Raw genomic sequence first — 18,161 nt, 5'->3', positions numbered from 1 at the left:
AAATATGCAACTACTACTTTACGTCAAATTTCACACGTGTACCATCTGGGTATTTATCTAACTTATTTCCTACCCAAGACCCTGCCCCGCGATTATCGGCTGGACTTATATATTCAATATGCGCTCCTTTTCCGCCTTCTTTACACATCGCCATTGGCCATTCATCACGATCATACCCTTTTTTTGATGGGTATGGAGCTAACGATAATTTTCTTCTATCCGCAGCGCCACCACGGTCGATTGTACAAACTTCTGAATGCCCTTCTTTTATAGCATCGGTAATATGTTTCCCTGTCTCTGGATATCGCTCTTTCGGAAATTCTAGAACTTGATCATACGCATTTGTTTTTTTGATACTTGTTTCTTCTGGAACAAGTACTTCATACACCGCTACTACAATAGAAAGAATTGCAATAATTGAAATGATAATACCTTTTAATTGCTTCATGTATACCTCCATAATTCTACCAGTTTCTTTTCCTCCGTTATTATAACAAACTTCTCCTGTATATGTTTTCAGACATTATTTTAGCTCTTCTTCGCCATTCCGCCAAAAAACTCTCATTTTCCTTCATCTTTTCACTAATGCTGTAGAAAACTAATAACCTTCCGACATTCTTTTTCAAAGGAAGTCCTCATAAAAGATTGAAATGATATATACGATACTTTTTGGGGAGGAAATATTATGGAAGCTACCTATAAAACGAAAGATGTCACGAATAAAACAGGCATCCCAAAACATATAGTTCGCAAATATAGTCAACTGTTAGAGGATCATGGTTATATCATTTCCAAAACAGCTGATGCTCGTATTTATAAACTGGATGATTTAAAACTATTGAAATCTATACATGAAAGAGCTGCTACACTGCAAGAAGATATTTCAGAAACGATACCTATTATCTTAAAAGAAAAAGAGGCCCCGCCTGTACCAGTTATACAAGATACGCAAGAAATACAACCGAAAGAAAAAGAAGATGGGCGTAACTTTGAGGAGTTCATGTTAAAACTTGAAATGCTCGCCCAATTAAATGAAGCAATTATTCATCAAAATTCTACCCTTATTACCCAAAATCGTTTAAAAGATGAAAAGCTAGATGAATTAATGCAACAAGTTTATGTAAAAGAAGGCTCTCAAGAAAAAATGCTACAAGAGTTAGTGGATCATGCCGCTCAAACAGATGCCCTGCAAAAAGAAAAGATGGACTTATTAATGAATCATATGTATAAACGAGAATCTAAGCAAGAAGAAAAAATGAATAAACTCGTAAATCAAATTTATAATAAAGATAGCAACCGTGATGCACAACTTATGCAAGTGATTCGCGAAATTCAAGAAACAAAAAGAATGGTTGCTGCTTCAAAAGAGCAAGGATTCTTGCAATCATTTAAAAGTTTATTTAGCCGAGCAAAACAAGAAAAAACAAATGAATAAACAATATAAAATAAAAAGTTACCTTCCATCGGTAACTTTTATTCCTTATTTCTTACAGCTGGCAATATAATAATCGCTTCAGTTCCTTTCCCACTTTCGCTTTTATATTCCAGCGTACCATTATGCGCTTGTAAAATACTAAATGTTACCATAAGCCCTAATCCTGTCCCTTTTTCTTTTAAAGAATAATACGGTTGTCCCAGTCTTACTAACTGTTCTTTCGTCATTCCAACACCACTATCTTTAACTCTTATTACTATCGTTTCATCTTTTTGCATAGCCGTTACTTTTAAATATCCTTTATTTCCTTGGATTGCTTCAATACCATTTTTAACAACATTCATAATAGCTTGCTTCAATTTCGTCTTATCACCGATCGTATAAAGACTTTCAGAAATCTCAACTTGCAAATATACACCTTGCATCGCTGCAAATGATGACATAAGAGTTGTCATTTCTATTAATTGAGCGGATAAGCAAATGTGTTCTTTTTTCTCAATTTGTGGCCTTGCTAAATTCAAATAATCTGAAATAATTTGTTCTGCCCGATCCAATTCGGCTAATACGAGACGCATATAATCCTTATTTTTCACATCTTCCGTACTTTCTAACAATTGAATAAAACCACGAACAACAGTGAGTGGATTTCGAACCTCATGTGCAACACTTGCTGCCAACTCACTTACAATATTAAGCTTTTCTGACTTTTGCATCTCTGTACGTAATATTGCATTTTCATTTAAATATTCTGTTAAGTACACTTGAAATACCATAGTCATAACCATAATAAGCGAAGCAAATATATATCCGCTATATAAGTGTGAAATATGTGGTGTAAACCCCGTTTCTAACAGAACGTTAATCATGCCAATCACTAAAGAAACAAGTACGTATAGTGATGAAATCATAAATGCTAAAATTAGCTTCTTATCCCTTGAAAATAGAGACCATTTCTTTGATAAAAATAATGGAACTATCAATAGAAATATTACTTCTATGACTGGAAGAAGGCTCATTCCCTTTAGCGCCCATTCATATGCAACAAAAATAACGGCCGGGATTAAACCAACAATCCCACCATATAAAAAACCACTAACAATCGGGATTGGGTGAAAGTTATACCCACAAATGTCACCAAAACAAATAGAGTATGTCATGGAGAGAACGAGTGTAATGCTGGATAAAAACATAATAAAGTAGCGGTTCGGCTTCGGAGGCATTTCTTGATAACGATTTAAACGAATCGCTTCATATAAAAATAGTGGCAAAATAATGATGGCAATTTGGATCATTAAATCACGGATCAGCTCCATAGCCTCTCATCCCCTATATGTATTTTGATATGATTATATCATTTTACGGGTTTATTTGTTTTAAAATTTTGATTTTTCTTAACATATTTGTTAATTCTTTGTTAACAACACATAATAATTGTTACAGATTTTCGAAATGAATGTAAACCCTGTACCAAATTTCCGTCGGACAGTATACAATGAATACGGATTACAAAGAAAATAAAAAATACTTCATGAGACGGACAACTATAGCAAAATACAGCATATAATCCATACTATCTATGTTTACAAATAAGTGATCATTATTTTAGTAGGAGGAAGATAAATATGGCAGGTACTACGCTTGTTTTAAAAGAAGAAAATTTGGTCGTTCTAGAAAATGTTGAAAAATCAGTATATGAAGAGTTACAGCATAAAACCGGAGAAGAAAATTGCACATGTGCTGTGAATGAATCAGTTGTTCACCTTGGCAAAGTATCCTCTGTACTTTGGAATGAAGATGAAATAGATTGGGAGTACGGATATTAAAAAGTCGCTTACAGCGGCTTTTTTTCTATTATCCCTCTCTTTCTACATAACATATACGCAAGCGAAATCATAGAAAATATGTTAAAATGAACTTAATTTTCAAACGGAAGAAAGGGAGATACAATGGAACAATTCATTAACCCTAGAGTGAAGGACATCCAAATTTCTGGAATCCGTCAATTCTCTAACATGATTCAAAACTATGATAATCTTATCTCTTTAACAATTGGACAACCCGATTTCCCTACGCCTTCTCTCGTAAAAGAAGCGGCAAAACGGGCTATTACAGAAAATTATACAAGCTATACACATAACGCCGGTTTACTAGAATTACGCAAGGCAGCTTGTAACTTTGTAAAAGATAACTACGATTTACAGTATTCACCTGAAAAAGAAACCATCGTTACAATCGGTGCCAGTGAAGCAATTGATATTGCATTCCGAACGATTTTAGAGCCAGGAACAGAAGTTATTTTACCTGCCCCTATTTACCCAGGATACGAACCAATTATTCGATTATGCGGTGCTACACCTATTTTTATCGATGTTCGTGAAACTGGCTTCCGTTTAACAGCCAAAGCGCTAGAAAATGCCATTACAGAAAAAACAAGATGCGTCGTACTGCCGTATCCTTCTAATCCAACTGGTGTAACTTTATCAAAAGAAGAATTACAGGATATTGTAACTGTTTTAAAAGATAAAAATATTTTCGTCCTTTCTGATGAAATATATAGCGAACTTGTATATGAACAAAAGCATACATCTATCGCTCATTTCCCAGAAATGCGTGAAAAGACTATCGTCATTAACGGTTTATCAAAATCTCATTCTATGACTGGCTGGCGTATCGGTCTATTATTCGCACCAAGCTATTTAGCAGGACATATACTAAAAGTTCATCAATACAACGTAACGTGTGCTACTTCAATCGCTCAATATGCTGCAATTGAAGCATTAACAGCTGCTAAAGATGCACCAAAAATGATGCGTCATCAATACAAAAAACGTCGTGATTACGTATATAATAGGCTCATTCAAATGGGCTTAACAGTTGAAAAGCCCACAGGTGCATTTTACTTATTCCCATATGTTGGTCATTTAACATCTTCATCATTTGATTTTGCACTTGACCTTGTCAAAGAAGCTGGACTAGCTGTCGTTCCTGGAACTGCATTTTCTGAATATGGTGAAGGCTATCTTCGCTTGTCCTATGCGTATAGTATTGAAACTTTAAAAGAAGGCTGTGATCGATTAGAGGCCTTTCTACAACAAAAAGCTAAGAGTTAAACTCTTAGCTTTTTTTATGCATAATGATCGCAAGTTTGGCGCTTTAGTAATTTATGAGGAATAATAATACACTTTGCAGTAGACTCCGCATTCTCTACTTTATCCACTAAAGCTTTTGCTGCCTCATATCCTAGTTGATAAATATTCACATCAACTGTCGAAAGTGGCGGACTCGCAATTTCTGATAATAAAGCATTGTTAAAGCTTATAATGGAAACATCCTTTGGTACAACGAATCCTTTTTTAGAAAGAGCACTTAACACACCAAGTCCAATTAAATCATCCGTTGCCACAATTGCTGTCGGTGGTTGCTGTAGTCCCATTAACTCCTCAACGGCTTGTTGACCACTTTCCCTCGAAAAATCAAAATGTAAAATATACTCTTTTGGTAATACAATGTCCGCTAATTTTAAAGCATCACTCATACCAGCCAAACGATCTCTCGTTACAAGTAAATCTGATCCGCCGCCGATGAACGCGATTTGTTTATGACCTAATGAAATCAAATATTCTGCTACTTCTCTTGCAGCTGTATAATTATCATTATCTACATATGTAATTTCATCTTTTCGATCATACGGTTTCCCAATTAAAACAAACGGGAAATTTTGTTTATGCAAATATTGAATAATCCGATCATTCTCTCTTGAATATAAAAGAATAATGCCACCAATTTGGCGCCCCTGTACCATCTTTACAACACCATTAAAAATTTCATCTTCCGTTTCACCTGTCGACATATAAAGCGCATACCCTTCCACATGTGCAAATGAACTAATCCCTCTTATAACTTCTGGGAAAAACGGATTTTGAAAAGCTTTACTTGCAGAACTTGGCATAACAAGACCAAGTGTTTTTGTTGTTTGGTTAGCCAGATTTCTTGCGTTTAAATTGGGATGATACCCTAGTTCACTCATTACTTTCCGAACACGACGCTTTGTTTTTTCACTTATACTTGGATTATCAGCAATTACACGAGAAACGGTAGATGGTGCTACATTTGCCTTCTTCGCCACATCTTTAATTGTAACTGTCATAAAAATCCCCTCCTCTCACTTCTCTGCCATTTTGTTATATATTTTAATCTTGCACCCGTTGCAAGTAATAGGAGAAGTCATAAACTTTCATTGATTCTATCTTGTAATACCTATCATATTCTCCCTCTCCATGTATTGTAAGGGATATAGCTCTTTTTTCCTATACTATAATATACTATTTATTTCACTTCTTTGCATATGTGATGTCAAATCTCTTTTCATCTCCCTATAAAATTTTTTATAGGGAGATGAAAAGAAAAATGGGACGTAACGTCCCATTTTTCATCCTTTCGTACCTCCAGCAGTTAAACCAGAGATAAAGTATTTTTGTAGTGATAGGAATAAAATTGAAATTGGGATTGCAATCAATACAGAACCCGCTGCGAACGTTGTAAATTCATTACCAAATTTCTTCGCTACCATTTCATATAACCCAACTGCTAACGTATAATTTTCTGGTGTGCGCAAAATAACACTCGCTAAAATGAAATCTGTAAATGGGCCAATGAAAGTGAATAATGCCACAACCGCTACGATTGGCTTTGCAAGTGGCATAATGATTTGCCAAAAAATACGGAAATGTCCTGCCCCATCCATACGAGCTGACTCATCCAATTCTTTCGGAATCGTATCAAAATATCCTTTCATAAGCCATGTATTCATTGGAATTGCCCCGCCTACATAAATTAAAATTAATGCAAGGTGCGTATCGATTAACCCTGTTAACTGTGCTAATACGTATAGAGCGATTAGCGCCGCAAAGTTCGGAATCATTTGCAGAATTAAAAACGTTAATAAACCATTTTTCCTTCCAACAAAACGGTATCTCGAAAATGCATAAGCAGTAAAACTAATTGCTAACACTGAGAAAATCATCGTTATAACACTTACTTTTAACGTGTTTTTATACCATAGTAAATAATTACTATTCTCTAAATCTAATAACTTACGATAATGATCTAACGTTGCATTTTGCGGAATAATACTTGATCCAGATAAACTATCACCTGGATTAAACGATGAGCCAATAATCCATAATAATGGATAGAAAATGATGGCACACATTACGAAAATAACAAAATAACTTAATGAGAGACGTAACATCTTTTGTCTTTTAATATTCATTTACATCATATCCTCTTCTTGGAATGATTTTGTTCTCTTAAATTGCCATAACGCAACTGTAATAACGATTAACGATAATATCATTGTAAGAGCTGCTGCTTTCCCGTACTGCGCCGAAGTCATCGTTAACTTATAAATCCATGAAATTAAAATATCCGTTCCACCTGCGTCTTGTCCAGCTACAGCAGGACCTCCGCCGTTAAATAAATAGATGATACTAAAGTTATTAAAGTTAAACGTATATTGCGTAATTAATATTGGTGCTGTTGCATATAGAACAAGTGGCAATGTAATTTTACGAAACTGTTGCCAAGCTGTAGCTCCATCTACTGTAGCAGCTTCATATAACTCCCCTGGAATCGATTGCAGTATACCTGTTGTCATTGCAAAGACGAACGGGAATCCAAGCCACGTTTGAATCATAATTAAAGCGATTTTTGCCCAAAATGGATCTGTCATCCAAGCAATCTTTTCGATTCCGAATAACGCCAATACTTGATTGTTAATTGCTCCAAATGTTTCATTAAACATACCAGAGAAAACAAGAATAGATACGAATGCTGGGACCGCCCACGGTAAAATGAAGATTGTTCGAATAATTGCCTTCCCTTTAATACCAGGCTGATTTACGATAATCGCTAAGAAAATACCAAGCGCAACTTGTAATGTCGTTGCAACGAATGTCCAAATGACAGTCCAAGAAAATACGCTTAAAAACGTCTCTCTCCACATCGGTAATGTAAAGATATCAATAAAGTTTTTGAAGCCCACCCAATCTACTAATTTAGCTGGAGGAGAGTGGTATAAATCATAATTCGTAAATCCAATTAAAATTACGAAGATGATTGGAAATACAACGACAAAGATAAGTAATAGAAAACCTGGTGAAACCATTAAATATGGAAAACCTTGATCTAGTAAATTACGGTATTGCTCTTTTACAGAGTTTAATGGTGTTCCTATATCACGTTTCTTCCCGTTTTGGTATGCATCATATAAATTAAATGCATATATTCCGAGTCCAAAAACGATGACGATGAGTGCCAAGATTCCTTCTACTAATAGAAAGACAGAATGATCACGTGGAACTTCTGTACCAAGCGTTACAATTCCCCATAATCCCATATTTAATAAATCAGCAAAGGCTACAATAAATGAACCTGTTAATACTAGAAAAATAAGACCTTTTACAAATTGCTTATTATACATTTGGCCCACGCCTGGAATGATAGATAACATGGTTGCCATTTTCCTATGCTTTGAACCGTTTAAACCATTTGCTGGTTCCATAGATGTTTGCATGTTCCTTCCCCCTTTTTTCTGGGAGAGAATTCGTGCCCCTCATATGAGAGGCACGAATTTCACCTTATTTTTTCTTACTATGATTTGCCTCAATATTACCTTTAATTTGCTTCACTGCATTGTCAAGTGCTGCTTTTGGTGCCTCTTTTTCCGTAACAACTAATTGAAGCGCATCTCCAGCTGGTTTCCATACTTCTTGCATTTCTGGAATGTTCGGCATTGGAATTCCATTTTCAGATTGTGTTGCAACTGCTTTTGCAGCTTCATTATCTTTAATAATTGGATCTTCCATTACTGCTTTTACTGGAGGAATTTCTTTTGTTTTCTCAAATCGAATTTTTGCGTTTTCTTCATTCGTTACCCATTCAGTGAACTTTGTAGCTAAATCATTTTGTTTAGAGAAGCTTGTTACATGCCACCCTTTAACCCCAACAAATGTTTTCATTGGTTGACCGTTTGGTAATTTCGGCATTGGAGCAACGCCATAATCAATTCCGTTCTTTTCCATTGCTTGGAACGCCCATGGACCATTCATGATAGATGCTGCTTTGCCTTCGTTAAATAGTCCATCAGCAGCAGGTCCACCAGATTCACCGATAATACCTTTCGGGAATAACTTTTCTTTGTACCATTTTTGAAGATATTCAGCACCTTGTACTGCCCCACTATTATTTAATCCAACATCACTTGCATTTGGCTTTCCATCTTTTTCACCAAACACATAACCACCCATACCTGCCATGAATGCATTAGCAAAGTAGAAATTATCTCCTAGTGTTAAAAATCCATACTTGCCATCCTTCGTAAATTCTTTTGAGAAGTTAAACAGCTCGTCCATCGTTTCTGGTGCTTTTGGCATTAATTTTTTATTGTAAATAAAGACTGGTGTCTCAATTGCTTTTGGTAAACCATATAATTTTCCGTTATACGTCTGTGCTTCTATTGATGATTCAGTAAATCTACTCTTCACAGCATCATCAGCTTTCACTTCAGAAAGTAAACCTTCTGTTACTGCGTTTCCAATTTGATCATGTGGCAATGTTACAACATCTGGTCCAGTCCCCGCTGGTCCATCAAGGCGTAACTTCTTCACTTGATCTGTCATTTGCATTTCAACGACTTTTACTTTTACTTTATATTTTTCCTCAAAACTTTTCACTGCTGGTTCTAAACCAACACCTTTTTTATCATCTTCCCAAACGAGAAGATCGTAATCTTTCTTCGCTTTACTTTCTTCTTTTTTCCCTGAATCTTTCGGTCCACATGCAGATAACATACCAATTGATAATGCCGAAACCGTTAATAATGATAATGCTTTCTTCATCCCAAAAACCTCCCTAAATTGTATATGTACCCTAATAGTTGAAAACGTTTGCATTAAATGGTTTAATAGAAGCGCAAACAATATCTCAATCTATGAAAACGTTTGCGCTATTTGTCTATCATTATACATTCTTTTATTCATTTTGCAAATATTAATTTTAAAATATTATTACTATACTCCTTATACATTGACTTTATATAAAATGAATACTACTCTTATAAGCAATATTAAAGCTATGCAAAAAGCAATCGTTTGCAACATATACTTTATTATTATACTTAAGGGAACAATATGTATGGAGATATTAAAGGGGGATTTTCTATATGCTTAAAGAAGCCATTTATCATAGGCCAAAAGATAATTACGCATACGCTTACGATGAAAAAACGGTTCACATCCGAATACGTACTAAAAGAGAAGATGTTCAAAGCGCCACTCTTATTTACGGTGATCCTTATGAATGGAAAGACGGGAAATGGATTACATCAAGTACACCGATGAAAAAAACTGGTTCTACTGCATTGTTTGATTATTGGTCCATTTCCATCGAGCCAAAATTTAAGCGCTTACGTTATGGATTCGAATTAAAAAATGATACGGAAACGCTTATTTATGCAGAGCGGGGATTTTTTTCCAATATTCCAAATGATGACGTTGGTAACTTTTTCTGTTTGCCATTTATTCATGCAAATGATGTATTTCAAGCACCTTCTTGGATTAAAGACACCGTTTGGTATCAAATTTTCCCAGAACGGTTCGCTAATGGAGATCGTGCACTAAATCCAGAAAACACTCTTCCTTGGGGAAGCACTGAGCCAACTCCAACTAATTTTTTCGGCGGAGATTTTGCTGGTATTATTCAAAACCTCGATTACCTTGTTAAGCTTGGAATTTCGGGAATATACTTCACACCTATTTTCAAAGCACATTCCAACCATAAATATGACGCAATTGACTACATGGAAATCGACCCACAATTCGGGACGAAAGAAACGTTCAAAGAACTCGTTCAAGCATGTCATACACACGGTATAAAAATAATGCTCGATGCCGTGTTTAATCATAGTGGATACTTTTTCGATAAATTCCAAGACGTACTAGAAAACGGCGAGAAGTCTGCTTATAAAGAGTGGTTCCATATTCATGAATTTCCAATTATAACTGAGCCACTTCCGAATTATGATACTTTCGCGTTTACACCGTATATGCCTAAATTAAATACAGCACACCCAGATGTAAAAGAATACTTACTTGAAGTTGGGCGTTATTGGGTAAGAGAATTTAATATAGACGGTTGGCGCCTTGATGTAGCAAATGAAGTCGACCACAGCTTTTGGAGAGAATTCCGAAGCGAGATAAAAGCATTAAATCCTGAAGTATATATTTTAGGGGAAATTTGGCACGATGCACTTCCATGGCTACAAGGAGATCAATTTGATGCTGTAATGAGCTATCCTGTTACAAACGCTCTGCTGTCTTACTTTGCTAATGATTCCATTAAAGCAAATGAATTTATGAAACAAATTACAGAATCTCTACATTCCTACTCTATGAATGTAAATGAAGCAGCGTTTCATTTATTAGACAGTCATGATACACCAAGAATATTGACAACATGTAACGGAGATAAAAATAAGTTACAGTTACTTTATGTATTCCATCTTTCCTTCATCGGCTCTCCTTGTATTTATTATGGAGACGAAATTGGTATGGACGGCGGTATGGACCCAGATTGTCGCAAATGTATGGTTTGGGATACGAAAGAACAAGATCATCTATTATTTACACATATACAAACATTAATTTCATTACGAAAGCAATATAAAGCATTTGGAGGACATGGTACTTTCCATTTCATCGAAGCAAATGATGAACATAATTATATTTCTTATACGAAAACATATGAAGATGAAACTATCTTTTTCGTTTTAAATCCGACTAATATTGATGTTACAGCTTCACTCCCTCTCCATGTTACTGGAAAGAAAATCATTAACATTTATACAAACGAAGAATTTTCAGCGGAAGCAAGTGTATTACAGGTTACACTTCCTCCATATGGATTCTCAATCTTAAAATGGTAATAAAAAATCCTTATGCCAAGGTGTGGCATAAGGATTTTTTTATTTTAATTTAAATACCATCGCTTCATATGGACGTAATGTCATGTTATCTATCGATCCACTCTCTACGTCGTAATTGTGTATTAATAACTCTGATTCACTATAAATAACGTCCTCAGGCAATTCAAATACACTTTCTTCCACCGTAAAGTTTGCAATAACAAGAAGTTTTTCTTCTCCATATGTTCTTACGTATGCAAAAATAGAAGGATTATTATCTAATATTAAATCATATGATCCGTACACAACTATTTCATTGTTTTTTCGTAGATCAATTAATTTTTTATAGTAATAAAAAATTGAATCTTTATTTTGGATCGCTTGTTTCACATTGATTTCTTTGTAGTTAGGGTTTACCGTAATCCAAGGCTCACCTGTTGTGAATCCAGCATGATCTTTATCATCCCACTGCATCGGTGTTCTAGCATTATCTCGGCCTTTTATATAAATAGATTGCATCACTTTATCTATATCTTCACCGCGCTCTATCACTTTTTCCTTATACATATTTAATGTTTCAATATCTCGATATTCATCAATCGACTCAAATCGAACGTTCGTCATTCCGATTTCTTCTCCTTGATAAATATACGGTGTTCCTTTCATCATATGAAGTACCGTCGCTAACATTTTCGCAGATTCAATGCGATACATTTCATCATTACCAAAACGAGATACAACGCGAGGCTGATCATGGTTATTCCAATATAGGCTATTCCATCCTGTATGCTCCAATGCTTTTTGCCACTTCGTTAAATTCTCTTTTAAAGTAAGGAGTGAGCATGGTTTTACATCCCATTTTCCGCCTTCTCCTGAATCTAAATCCATATGTTCAAATTGGAATACCATCTGCAGTTCTTTTCGTTCTTCCCCAGTATACATTTTCGCCTCTTCTGTCGTTACACCAGGCATTTCACCAACCGTCATAATATCATAATGAGACAATACTTCTTCATTCATTTCATGTAAATATTTATGAATGTTTGGACCGTTCATAAAATGCTTATGACCTGAAACATACCCCTCTTCTTCGGTTTCAACAGCTGGTAATCCCTCTTCTTTAGAAATAAAATTAATAACATCCATACGGAAGCCATCAATTCCTTTTTCTAACCAAAACTTCATCATTTCATAAACATCTTGTCTTACCTTTTCATTATCCCAATTTAAATCCGGCTGTTTTTTAGAAAACAGATGTAAATAATATTCATCTGTCATTTCATCATACTTCCATGCGGATCCACTAAAAGCTGCTCCCCAGTTGTTCGGCTCTTTCCCTTCTTTTCCAGGACGCCATATATAGTAATCTCTATATTTATTATCTTTTGATTTACGTGATTCAATAAACCAATTATGTTCATCAGAAGTATGGTTAACAACTAAGTCCATCATAAGTTTCATATTACGTTCATGCATTTCATGTAATAGCTCATCCCAATCTTCCATTGTTCCGAACTCATTCATAATTTTACAATAATCACTTATATCATAACCATTATCATCATTTGGAGATTCATAGACCGGCGATAACCAAATGACATCAATCCCTAATTCTTTTAAGTAATCTAGCTTTGAAATAATCCCACGAAGATCCCCAATACCATCACCGTTACTATCCATAAAGCTACGAGGATAAATTTGATATACTACACTTTCTTTCCACCACTGTTTTTCCATTATGCTACCCCATTTCATTAATAATTCGATTTTCTCTTTTTTAAGGCGCAAACGTTTTCATTAATGAATGATAACAGATTCTATCTTAATTTAAAATAGCGCTTACAACTTTTTATTCTTATTTTTCTAAGAAAACATACGAAAATTACTAATATTCTTCTAATAAATGAAAACGTTTTATTTTTTTGTTTATTTTTTGAATCTATTAGTTTATAATGAACTCAAAGAAAACGTTTGCATAATTTTTCTAGGGGGCAATACCATGGCAGAATTGAAATTAGAAAACATTTATAAAATATATGATAATAACGTAACAGCTGTAACAGATTTTAATTTACACATTCAAGATAAAGAGTTTATCGTATTTGTCGGTCCTTCTGGATGCGGAAAATCTACAACATTACGAATGGTGGCTGGACTTGAAGATATTTCAAAAGGAGAGTTTTCAATTGATGGTAAGCTAATGAATGATGTCCCTCCAAAAGATCGCGATATCGCAATGGTCTTCCAAAACTATGCTTTATATCCACATATGAGTGTGTATGATAATATGGCATTTGGATTAAAACTTAGAAAAATACCAAAAGATGAAATCGATCGTCGTGTGAAAAATGCAGCAAAAATTTTAGGACTGGAACAATATTTAGATAGAAAACCGAAAGCGTTATCTGGTGGACAACGTCAACGTGTTGCGTTAGGTAGAGCAATTGTTCGAGACGCGAAAGTTTTCTTAATGGATGAGCCTTTATCCAACTTAGACGCTAAATTACGTGTTGCAATGCGCTCAGAAATTTCTAAATTACACCACCGTCTTGGAACGACAACAATTTACGTAACACATGATCAAACAGAAGCAATGACAATGGCTTCACGTCTCGTTGTTATGAAAGACGGAAAGATTCAACAAATCGGAACTCCAAAAGAAGTATATGAAACACCTGAAAACATTTTCGTTGGTGGATTTATTGGCTCTCCAGCGATGAATTTCTTCCGTGGTAAATTAACTGAAACCGATTTCGTTATAGACAATGCAATAAAAATTAAAGTAACTGAAGGAAAAATGAAGATGTTACGTGAACAAGGCTATGTAAATAAGGAAATTGTTTTAGGCATTCGCCCTGAAGACATTCATGATGAACTCTTATTTTTAGAAGCTTCACAATCTACTGCCTTCACAACAAAAATCGAAGTTGCTGAGTTACTAGGTGCTGAATCTATTTTATATATGAAACTTGGAGATCAAGATTTTGCAGCACGTGTTGATGCAAGACATACATTTTCACCTGGTGACGAAATTAAATTAGCATTGGATATGAATAAAGCGCATTTCTTTGATAGCCAAACTGAACAACGTATTCGTTAAAAAGTAATTTTCTACTATATAACATACAAAAAAACCGTCCACATATTTTGAGGGCGGTTTTCATTATTATACGAGGGCTTCTACTGTATGAAATGATTGTCCTTTCGTGCCAATGATACCGGAAATCGGTAAGTCACTCAGCACCACTTCTTCTTGCTGTTTCATAAAAGATGACGTTAATTGTTTTATCTCTATCCAAACGTCATTAATACAAAGTACATTGGAATCGTTCTCTTGTTGGCGAGAAAAAATAGAATCTATTTTATATAAACCAGCATTTTGAAAAAGCATATCAATGCGACTAAATGCATTCAAAGTAATACTGATAACGCGTTGCCAATCTCCTTGCTTTCCCATATCATAGGATACAAAAAGTGCTTCTCCGCCTAGATTCGTAATTTCCTCGACTGTTGCTTGTCCACTTTCTTGATCAATGTCCGTCACAATTACTTTTGCGCCTTGTTTAGCCAACAAAAGAGCTGTATTACGTCCAATACCGATGCCACCGCCAGTTACGATAGCAACTTTTCCTGCAAGCTTCATTTTCATTACCCCTTCTATAAGTCTTACCGTCATTCAGTATACTCCTTTATGAGATTAGTCTGCAAGCAAGAAAAGTTGCTTATTAATTTGTAAGCGATTACTTTTTCGCTTCTTCTTTTTTCTTACTATTACGCTGATCGAAAACTAAACCGATGAAAATTAAAATCCCCCAAAATATTACGCTACCCCCAGTCATTTCAATTTCCCCCTTATTATATATAAGATATTATTTTAATCATTATAACATTTTCTTAATTTTCAATCTATTAAAACCAAAAATGATATGGATTAACTTTTTCTTATTATATATCCTTTAAAATATATTTATATAATAAAAAAAAGACCTTCTTATTTTATGTATAAAAAGGTCTCTGTTTTATTATACAAGACTTATCACTTTTGTTTTTGTAATTAAATCTTGAAAACCACAATTATCTTTGCGGAATAACATCATATATACGTTACATAATATCGGAATTCCAAGTAGCAATATGTTCGGTAATAACAATACAAAAAATCGTATAATTAATGTTTGTAATGTTAACTTTTCACTCTTCAATGAAATTAATTTTATTCTCGTTACCTTTTTACCAAGTGTAACACCGTTCCAAATAAAGGGTACCAAAATAAAATAGATCGCCATTAATATAAAAACTACTGCGAGATCATATCTATAATCACCAAAACTAATATTAAAGCGATTAAAAATAGCACTATAATTTCCGGTCATAATAGCTACTACTGCACCATACATAACCGAGATTAAAAACATGTCAATTAGGGAAGCACCTATGCGATTCATTACAAGCGCTGGACGATGCATCTTTAATTTCATTTTATGTCGACTCCTTCATATCCTTCTTTACCCGTCTCATCGTACCACTTCTAAAAAACATTGTAAACTAGCGTTTCTCTTACTTTTCTTGTACAATGTGTTACAACAGCATTGTAAAGGAGGTTCCCATATTGAAAAAATGGATAATCCTATTCGTCGCATTCCTATTAGCCGGTTGTGCTGGAAATACAAATCATATAACTTATACGATTAACGATGAATACGAACTCATACGTACTTCTGGAAATGCATTTGAACTTTTCCCATCGCAAGATGCTGTATATGCCACACAATACATTCCTGCAAAAATTACAGACATAGCTTGGGATGATAAATACATTATCGCAAAACAAATTGAGGAAAAGTCAGATCCGAATAACCCTGACGGAGCAATTGCAAATAAAAAAAGTGAGCATTATTGGATTATTGACGTAAAGCATAATAAACGTTTTGGTCCTTATAATGAAAAGCAATTTAATGAACAAAAAGATGCGTTTAAAATTAAGGTACCTTTTCAAAATGTAGATTCATACATAAAAGAACAGAAAAAACAGTCAGCATAATATTTTTAACGCTGACTGTTTTTTCTTATATGTTTTTAAAAATTCCCTACTCAGAAAGTGAGATATTAAAAGTTTGTGCCTCTTTTACAACATCTTGCGTTTCTGCATCTGCTGCAACTACATTATCTGTTGTAAACTTAATATCCTTTACCTTTTCTTTTCCATCATCAAGTATTAAGCCGATAATACCATTTCTTGTTTCACCAGGCTTATAGTCTTCTCTTGATACATTTTTTGTACCAACGAGCGTATCTTCATCATATAAAAAGTTTTGAGTTGCTACTTTAAAGTGTTGCTTATCATTAATCACAACATCATTCATAGAGAAAAATTGCATATTTTTATTCCCGCTATTTTCCACCTTATATGTAATTTCAACGTAACGAATCGTATCACTAATCTCTGTGCCACTGATCGATGCATATAACTCCGCATCTTCTTGACTTACTTTATCTCCTAATCTACGCTTTACTTCTTCAGGAGTTAATGCCGTATATACTTTTAATATATTTTTTGCATCTTTACTCATCTGCGATAAAGAGATTACTTTCACATCTTGTACGTGAATTTTCATTGGTGCTACTTCAAATGTTTGATTCACAGAATGAATCTGGTCTAACTTAAAAGTACCCCAACCTGTTTCTTTCACTTTTTGTCCTACTTTTTTCAGCTCACGCCCGCCATATTCTTTTGTTTCAGGAATAGATTCTTTCTTCTTCGGTTCAACTTTCTTTTCTTCTTGATGGAAGCAACCACTTAACATAAGAAGAAAACTACATAAAATAAAAATACTTTTCCATGCTTTCATCATATAATTTCTCCTAACACTATCATTCATTAATGTAAATTAGTCCCTTGCTTTGTAAACTATAGAAACAATGAGAAGCCCACAAAACGAACTTGTCAGTCCAGATACTATTATACCTCCTATTTGGAAAATATGAAAATAGGGATCTACGAACGCATGAACGATAAATATCAGAGCTGCCACAATTATTACCGAAACCCAATACTTCCTTTTTTCTGAAGCTATCATAATATCTTTCCCTGTTTCATCTTTATACTTCCATAGTACGTATAATAGTAATAAGAAACCAACACATGTACTCCCATATTGCATATATTTATATACTGGAATACTATGTAATCCTCTTTGTAACAATGGTATCTTCGTAACAAAATAGCCTGTCTTATGAGTAAATGCATCCCAAACAACATGCGTGAGCATACCAAATAAAGCAGAATAGCAAAATACAAAGAAATCCTTCCATGTATGAAGCCCCCACCTCTCATCTACTGCATATGCAAAATAGCCAGCAAACGGTTTAGGTAAATGTGTTATAAACGGCTTTTTTAAAATGTAATGATACATATATGCTAACAGAAATACAAGCGGTAAATTTAAATATAAGAATACAAGCCATGTATGCCCAATAACACCATACGGTCTAAAGTGTAAAAAATATTCAAAATCAGGCGCCATACTCCCTAATATAAGAGCCGTTACTGAAATATATTTGGACTGCTTTTTCACAAAAGGAAGGACTGCTGCTGGATGCGCAAATGTAAACGGCATGTTTTAACTCCTTTTCATATCTTCAATAGAATACCATCTATCATAACGAGAGAATTGATCTTGATGCAATATTTATTTTCACATTGGAATATGATAGTTTACATGTTATAATCCACATAAAATATTCAGAAAATAAGGAGAGGTTCAC

18 protein-coding genes are annotated in these 18,161 nt (G+C 34.5%); 6 read left to right on the top strand and 12 right to left on the bottom strand.

Going from position 1 to position 18,161, the window contains the following annotated elements:
• Window positions 1-13: 13 nt before the first annotated feature.
• Window positions 14-448: a DNA-entry nuclease gene (nucA, locus tag MNO09_RS09785; RefSeq protein WP_000811502.1), complete on the bottom strand. Its 435-nt coding sequence runs from the start codon at window positions 446-448 to the stop codon at window positions 14-16.
• A 237-nt stretch (window positions 449-685) separates the two neighbouring features.
• On the opposite strand from nucA, the gene MNO09_RS09780 reads away from it, so the two are divergent.
• Window positions 686-1,435: a DUF3967 domain-containing protein gene (locus tag MNO09_RS09780; RefSeq protein ID WP_000388458.1), complete on the top strand. Its 750-nt coding sequence runs from the start codon at window positions 686-688 to the stop codon at window positions 1,433-1,435.
• Window positions 1,436-1,473: 38 nt separating this feature from the next.
• Here the strand turns inward: MNO09_RS09780 and kinB are convergent, their stop codons facing one another.
• Window positions 1,474-2,748, bottom strand: a complete 1,275-nt coding sequence (gene kinB / locus MNO09_RS09775; protein WP_000420381.1) for a sporulation sensor histidine kinase KinB — start codon at window positions 2,746-2,748, stop codon at window positions 1,474-1,476.
• Window positions 2,749-3,057: 309 nt separating this feature from the next.
• On the opposite strand from kinB, the gene MNO09_RS09770 reads away from it, so the two are divergent.
• Together MNO09_RS09770 and MNO09_RS09765 are read left to right on the top strand one after the other, a co-directional pair.
• Entirely contained in the window at window positions 3,058-3,258 is a 201-nt protein-coding gene (locus MNO09_RS09770; RefSeq protein WP_000929285.1) for a protein YkzT, read from the top strand.
• Window positions 3,259-3,381: 123 nt separating this feature from the next.
• Window positions 3,382-4,545 carry an aminotransferase A gene (locus MNO09_RS09765; protein WP_000434593.1) on the top strand — a complete coding sequence of 388 codons (1,164 nt, stop codon included), beginning with the start codon at window positions 3,382-3,384 and terminating at the stop codon, window positions 4,543-4,545.
• Between the two features lie 14 nt (window positions 4,546-4,559).
• Here MNO09_RS09765 and malR read toward each other — a convergent pair whose 3' ends face one another.
• The 4 genes from malR to MNO09_RS09745 form a co-directional block, all read right to left on the bottom strand.
• Window positions 4,560-5,582 (bottom strand): maltose operon transcriptional repressor MalR, encoded by a 1,023-nt coding sequence (malR, locus tag MNO09_RS09760; RefSeq protein ID WP_000219036.1) that lies wholly within the window; start codon window positions 5,580-5,582, stop codon window positions 4,560-4,562.
• 282 nt (window positions 5,583-5,864) lie between these two features.
• Window positions 5,865-6,707: a maltosaccharide ABC transporter permease MalD gene (gene malD / locus MNO09_RS09755; RefSeq protein ID WP_001022594.1), complete on the bottom strand. Its 843-nt coding sequence runs from the start codon at window positions 6,705-6,707 to the stop codon at window positions 5,865-5,867.
• Window positions 6,708-8,009, bottom strand: a complete 1,302-nt coding sequence (gene malC / locus MNO09_RS09750) for a maltosaccharide ABC transporter permease MalC (RefSeq protein WP_001194989.1) — start codon at window positions 8,007-8,009, stop codon at window positions 6,708-6,710.
• Window positions 8,010-8,073: 64 nt separating this feature from the next.
• The gene (locus MNO09_RS09745) at window positions 8,074-9,333 is read right to left on the bottom strand and encodes an extracellular solute-binding protein (RefSeq protein ID WP_000709925.1); all 1,260 of its coding nucleotides are present in this window, start codon (window positions 9,331-9,333) and stop codon (window positions 8,074-8,076) included.
• A gap of 323 nt (window positions 9,334-9,656) precedes the next feature.
• On the opposite strand from MNO09_RS09745, the gene MNO09_RS09740 reads away from it, so the two are divergent.
• The gene (locus MNO09_RS09740) at window positions 9,657-11,417 is read left to right on the top strand and encodes an alpha-glycosidase (protein ID WP_088107351.1); all 1,761 of its coding nucleotides are present in this window, start codon (window positions 9,657-9,659) and stop codon (window positions 11,415-11,417) included.
• A 39-nt stretch (window positions 11,418-11,456) separates the two neighbouring features.
• Here the strand turns inward: MNO09_RS09740 and malL are convergent, their stop codons facing one another.
• The gene (gene malL, locus MNO09_RS09735) at window positions 11,457-13,133 is read right to left on the bottom strand and encodes an oligo-1,6-glucosidase (RefSeq protein ID WP_000415186.1); all 1,677 of its coding nucleotides are present in this window, start codon (window positions 13,131-13,133) and stop codon (window positions 11,457-11,459) included.
• Window positions 13,134-13,395: 262 nt separating this feature from the next.
• Between malL and MNO09_RS09730 the strand changes: the two genes are divergently transcribed.
• Window positions 13,396-14,496, top strand: a complete 1,101-nt coding sequence (locus tag MNO09_RS09730; protein WP_000818940.1) for an ABC transporter ATP-binding protein — start codon at window positions 13,396-13,398, stop codon at window positions 14,494-14,496.
• A 66-nt stretch (window positions 14,497-14,562) separates the two neighbouring features.
• Here the strand turns inward: MNO09_RS09730 and MNO09_RS09725 are convergent, their stop codons facing one another.
• The 3 genes from MNO09_RS09725 to MNO09_RS09715 form a co-directional block, all read right to left on the bottom strand.
• Window positions 14,563-15,072 carry an SDR family NAD(P)-dependent oxidoreductase gene (locus tag MNO09_RS09725; RefSeq protein WP_000218425.1) on the bottom strand — a complete coding sequence of 170 codons (510 nt, stop codon included), beginning with the start codon at window positions 15,070-15,072 and terminating at the stop codon, window positions 14,563-14,565.
• 64 nt (window positions 15,073-15,136) lie between these two features.
• Complete coding sequence (locus MNO09_RS09720; protein ID WP_000145652.1) at window positions 15,137-15,235, bottom strand: hypothetical protein; 99 nt, start codon at window positions 15,233-15,235, stop codon at window positions 15,137-15,139.
• A gap of 183 nt (window positions 15,236-15,418) precedes the next feature.
• Complete coding sequence (locus tag MNO09_RS09715) at window positions 15,419-15,874, bottom strand: RDD family protein (protein ID WP_000769076.1); 456 nt, start codon at window positions 15,872-15,874, stop codon at window positions 15,419-15,421.
• 131 nt (window positions 15,875-16,005) lie between these two features.
• Between MNO09_RS09715 and MNO09_RS09710 the strand changes: the two genes are divergently transcribed.
• Window positions 16,006-16,437, top strand: coding sequence for a DUF3997 domain-containing protein (locus MNO09_RS09710; protein WP_000758774.1), 432 nt, complete (start codon window positions 16,006-16,008; stop codon window positions 16,435-16,437).
• Window positions 16,438-16,483: 46 nt separating this feature from the next.
• Here MNO09_RS09710 and MNO09_RS09705 read toward each other — a convergent pair whose 3' ends face one another.
• The gene (locus tag MNO09_RS09705) at window positions 16,484-17,248 is read right to left on the bottom strand and encodes a hypothetical protein (protein WP_000973880.1); all 765 of its coding nucleotides are present in this window, start codon (window positions 17,246-17,248) and stop codon (window positions 16,484-16,486) included.
• A gap of 36 nt (window positions 17,249-17,284) precedes the next feature.
• Window positions 17,285-18,013 (bottom strand): DUF4184 family protein, encoded by a 729-nt coding sequence (locus MNO09_RS09700; protein ID WP_070169103.1) that lies wholly within the window; start codon window positions 18,011-18,013, stop codon window positions 17,285-17,287.
• Window positions 18,014-18,161 lie beyond the last annotated feature (148 nt).

This window comes from Bacillus sp. N5-665 (genome assembly GCF_022637375.2).
GTDB lineage: Bacteria > Bacillota > Bacilli > Bacillales > Bacillaceae_G > Bacillus_A > Bacillus_A wiedmannii.
This window is presented reverse-complemented; position numbering and strand designations above follow the sequence as displayed.

What these genes read in the sequence shown, in the direction of transcription:
- nucA (WP_000811502.1), bottom strand. Translation starts at nt 448, where the DNA reads ATGAAGCAATTAAAAGGTATTATCATTTCAATTATTGCAATTCTTTCT.
- MNO09_RS09780 (WP_000388458.1), top strand. Translation starts at nt 686, where the DNA reads ATGGAAGCTACCTATAAAACGAAAGATGTCACGAATAAAACAGGCATC.
- kinB (WP_000420381.1), bottom strand. Translation starts at nt 2,748, where the DNA reads ATGGAGCTGATCCGTGATTTAATGATCCAAATTGCCATCATTATTTTG.
- MNO09_RS09770 (WP_000929285.1), top strand. Translation starts at nt 3,058, where the DNA reads ATGGCAGGTACTACGCTTGTTTTAAAAGAAGAAAATTTGGTCGTTCTA.
- MNO09_RS09765 (WP_000434593.1), top strand. Translation starts at nt 3,382, where the DNA reads ATGGAACAATTCATTAACCCTAGAGTGAAGGACATCCAAATTTCTGGA.
- malR (WP_000219036.1), bottom strand. Translation starts at nt 5,582, where the DNA reads ATGACAGTTACAATTAAAGATGTGGCGAAGAAGGCAAATGTAGCACCA.
- malD (WP_001022594.1), bottom strand. Translation starts at nt 6,707, where the DNA reads ATGAATATTAAAAGACAAAAGATGTTACGTCTCTCATTAAGTTATTTT.
- malC (WP_001194989.1), bottom strand. Translation starts at nt 8,009, where the DNA reads ATGCAAACATCTATGGAACCAGCAAATGGTTTAAACGGTTCAAAGCAT.
- MNO09_RS09745 (WP_000709925.1), bottom strand. Translation starts at nt 9,333, where the DNA reads ATGAAGAAAGCATTATCATTATTAACGGTTTCGGCATTATCAATTGGT.
- MNO09_RS09740 (WP_088107351.1), top strand. Translation starts at nt 9,657, where the DNA reads ATGCTTAAAGAAGCCATTTATCATAGGCCAAAAGATAATTACGCATAC.
- malL (WP_000415186.1), bottom strand. Translation starts at nt 13,133, where the DNA reads ATGGAAAAACAGTGGTGGAAAGAAAGTGTAGTATATCAAATTTATCCT.
- MNO09_RS09730 (WP_000818940.1), top strand. Translation starts at nt 13,396, where the DNA reads ATGGCAGAATTGAAATTAGAAAACATTTATAAAATATATGATAATAAC.
- MNO09_RS09725 (WP_000218425.1), bottom strand. Translation starts at nt 15,072, where the DNA reads ATGACGGTAAGACTTATAGAAGGGGTAATGAAAATGAAGCTTGCAGGA.
- MNO09_RS09720 (WP_000145652.1), bottom strand. Translation starts at nt 15,235, where the DNA reads ATGACTGGGGGTAGCGTAATATTTTGGGGGATTTTAATTTTCATCGGT.
- MNO09_RS09715 (WP_000769076.1), bottom strand. Translation starts at nt 15,874, where the DNA reads ATGAAATTAAAGATGCATCGTCCAGCGCTTGTAATGAATCGCATAGGT.
- MNO09_RS09705 (WP_000973880.1), bottom strand. Translation starts at nt 17,248, where the DNA reads ATGATGAAAGCATGGAAAAGTATTTTTATTTTATGTAGTTTTCTTCTT.
- MNO09_RS09700 (WP_070169103.1), bottom strand. Translation starts at nt 18,013, where the DNA reads ATGCCGTTTACATTTGCGCATCCAGCAGCAGTCCTTCCTTTTGTGAAA.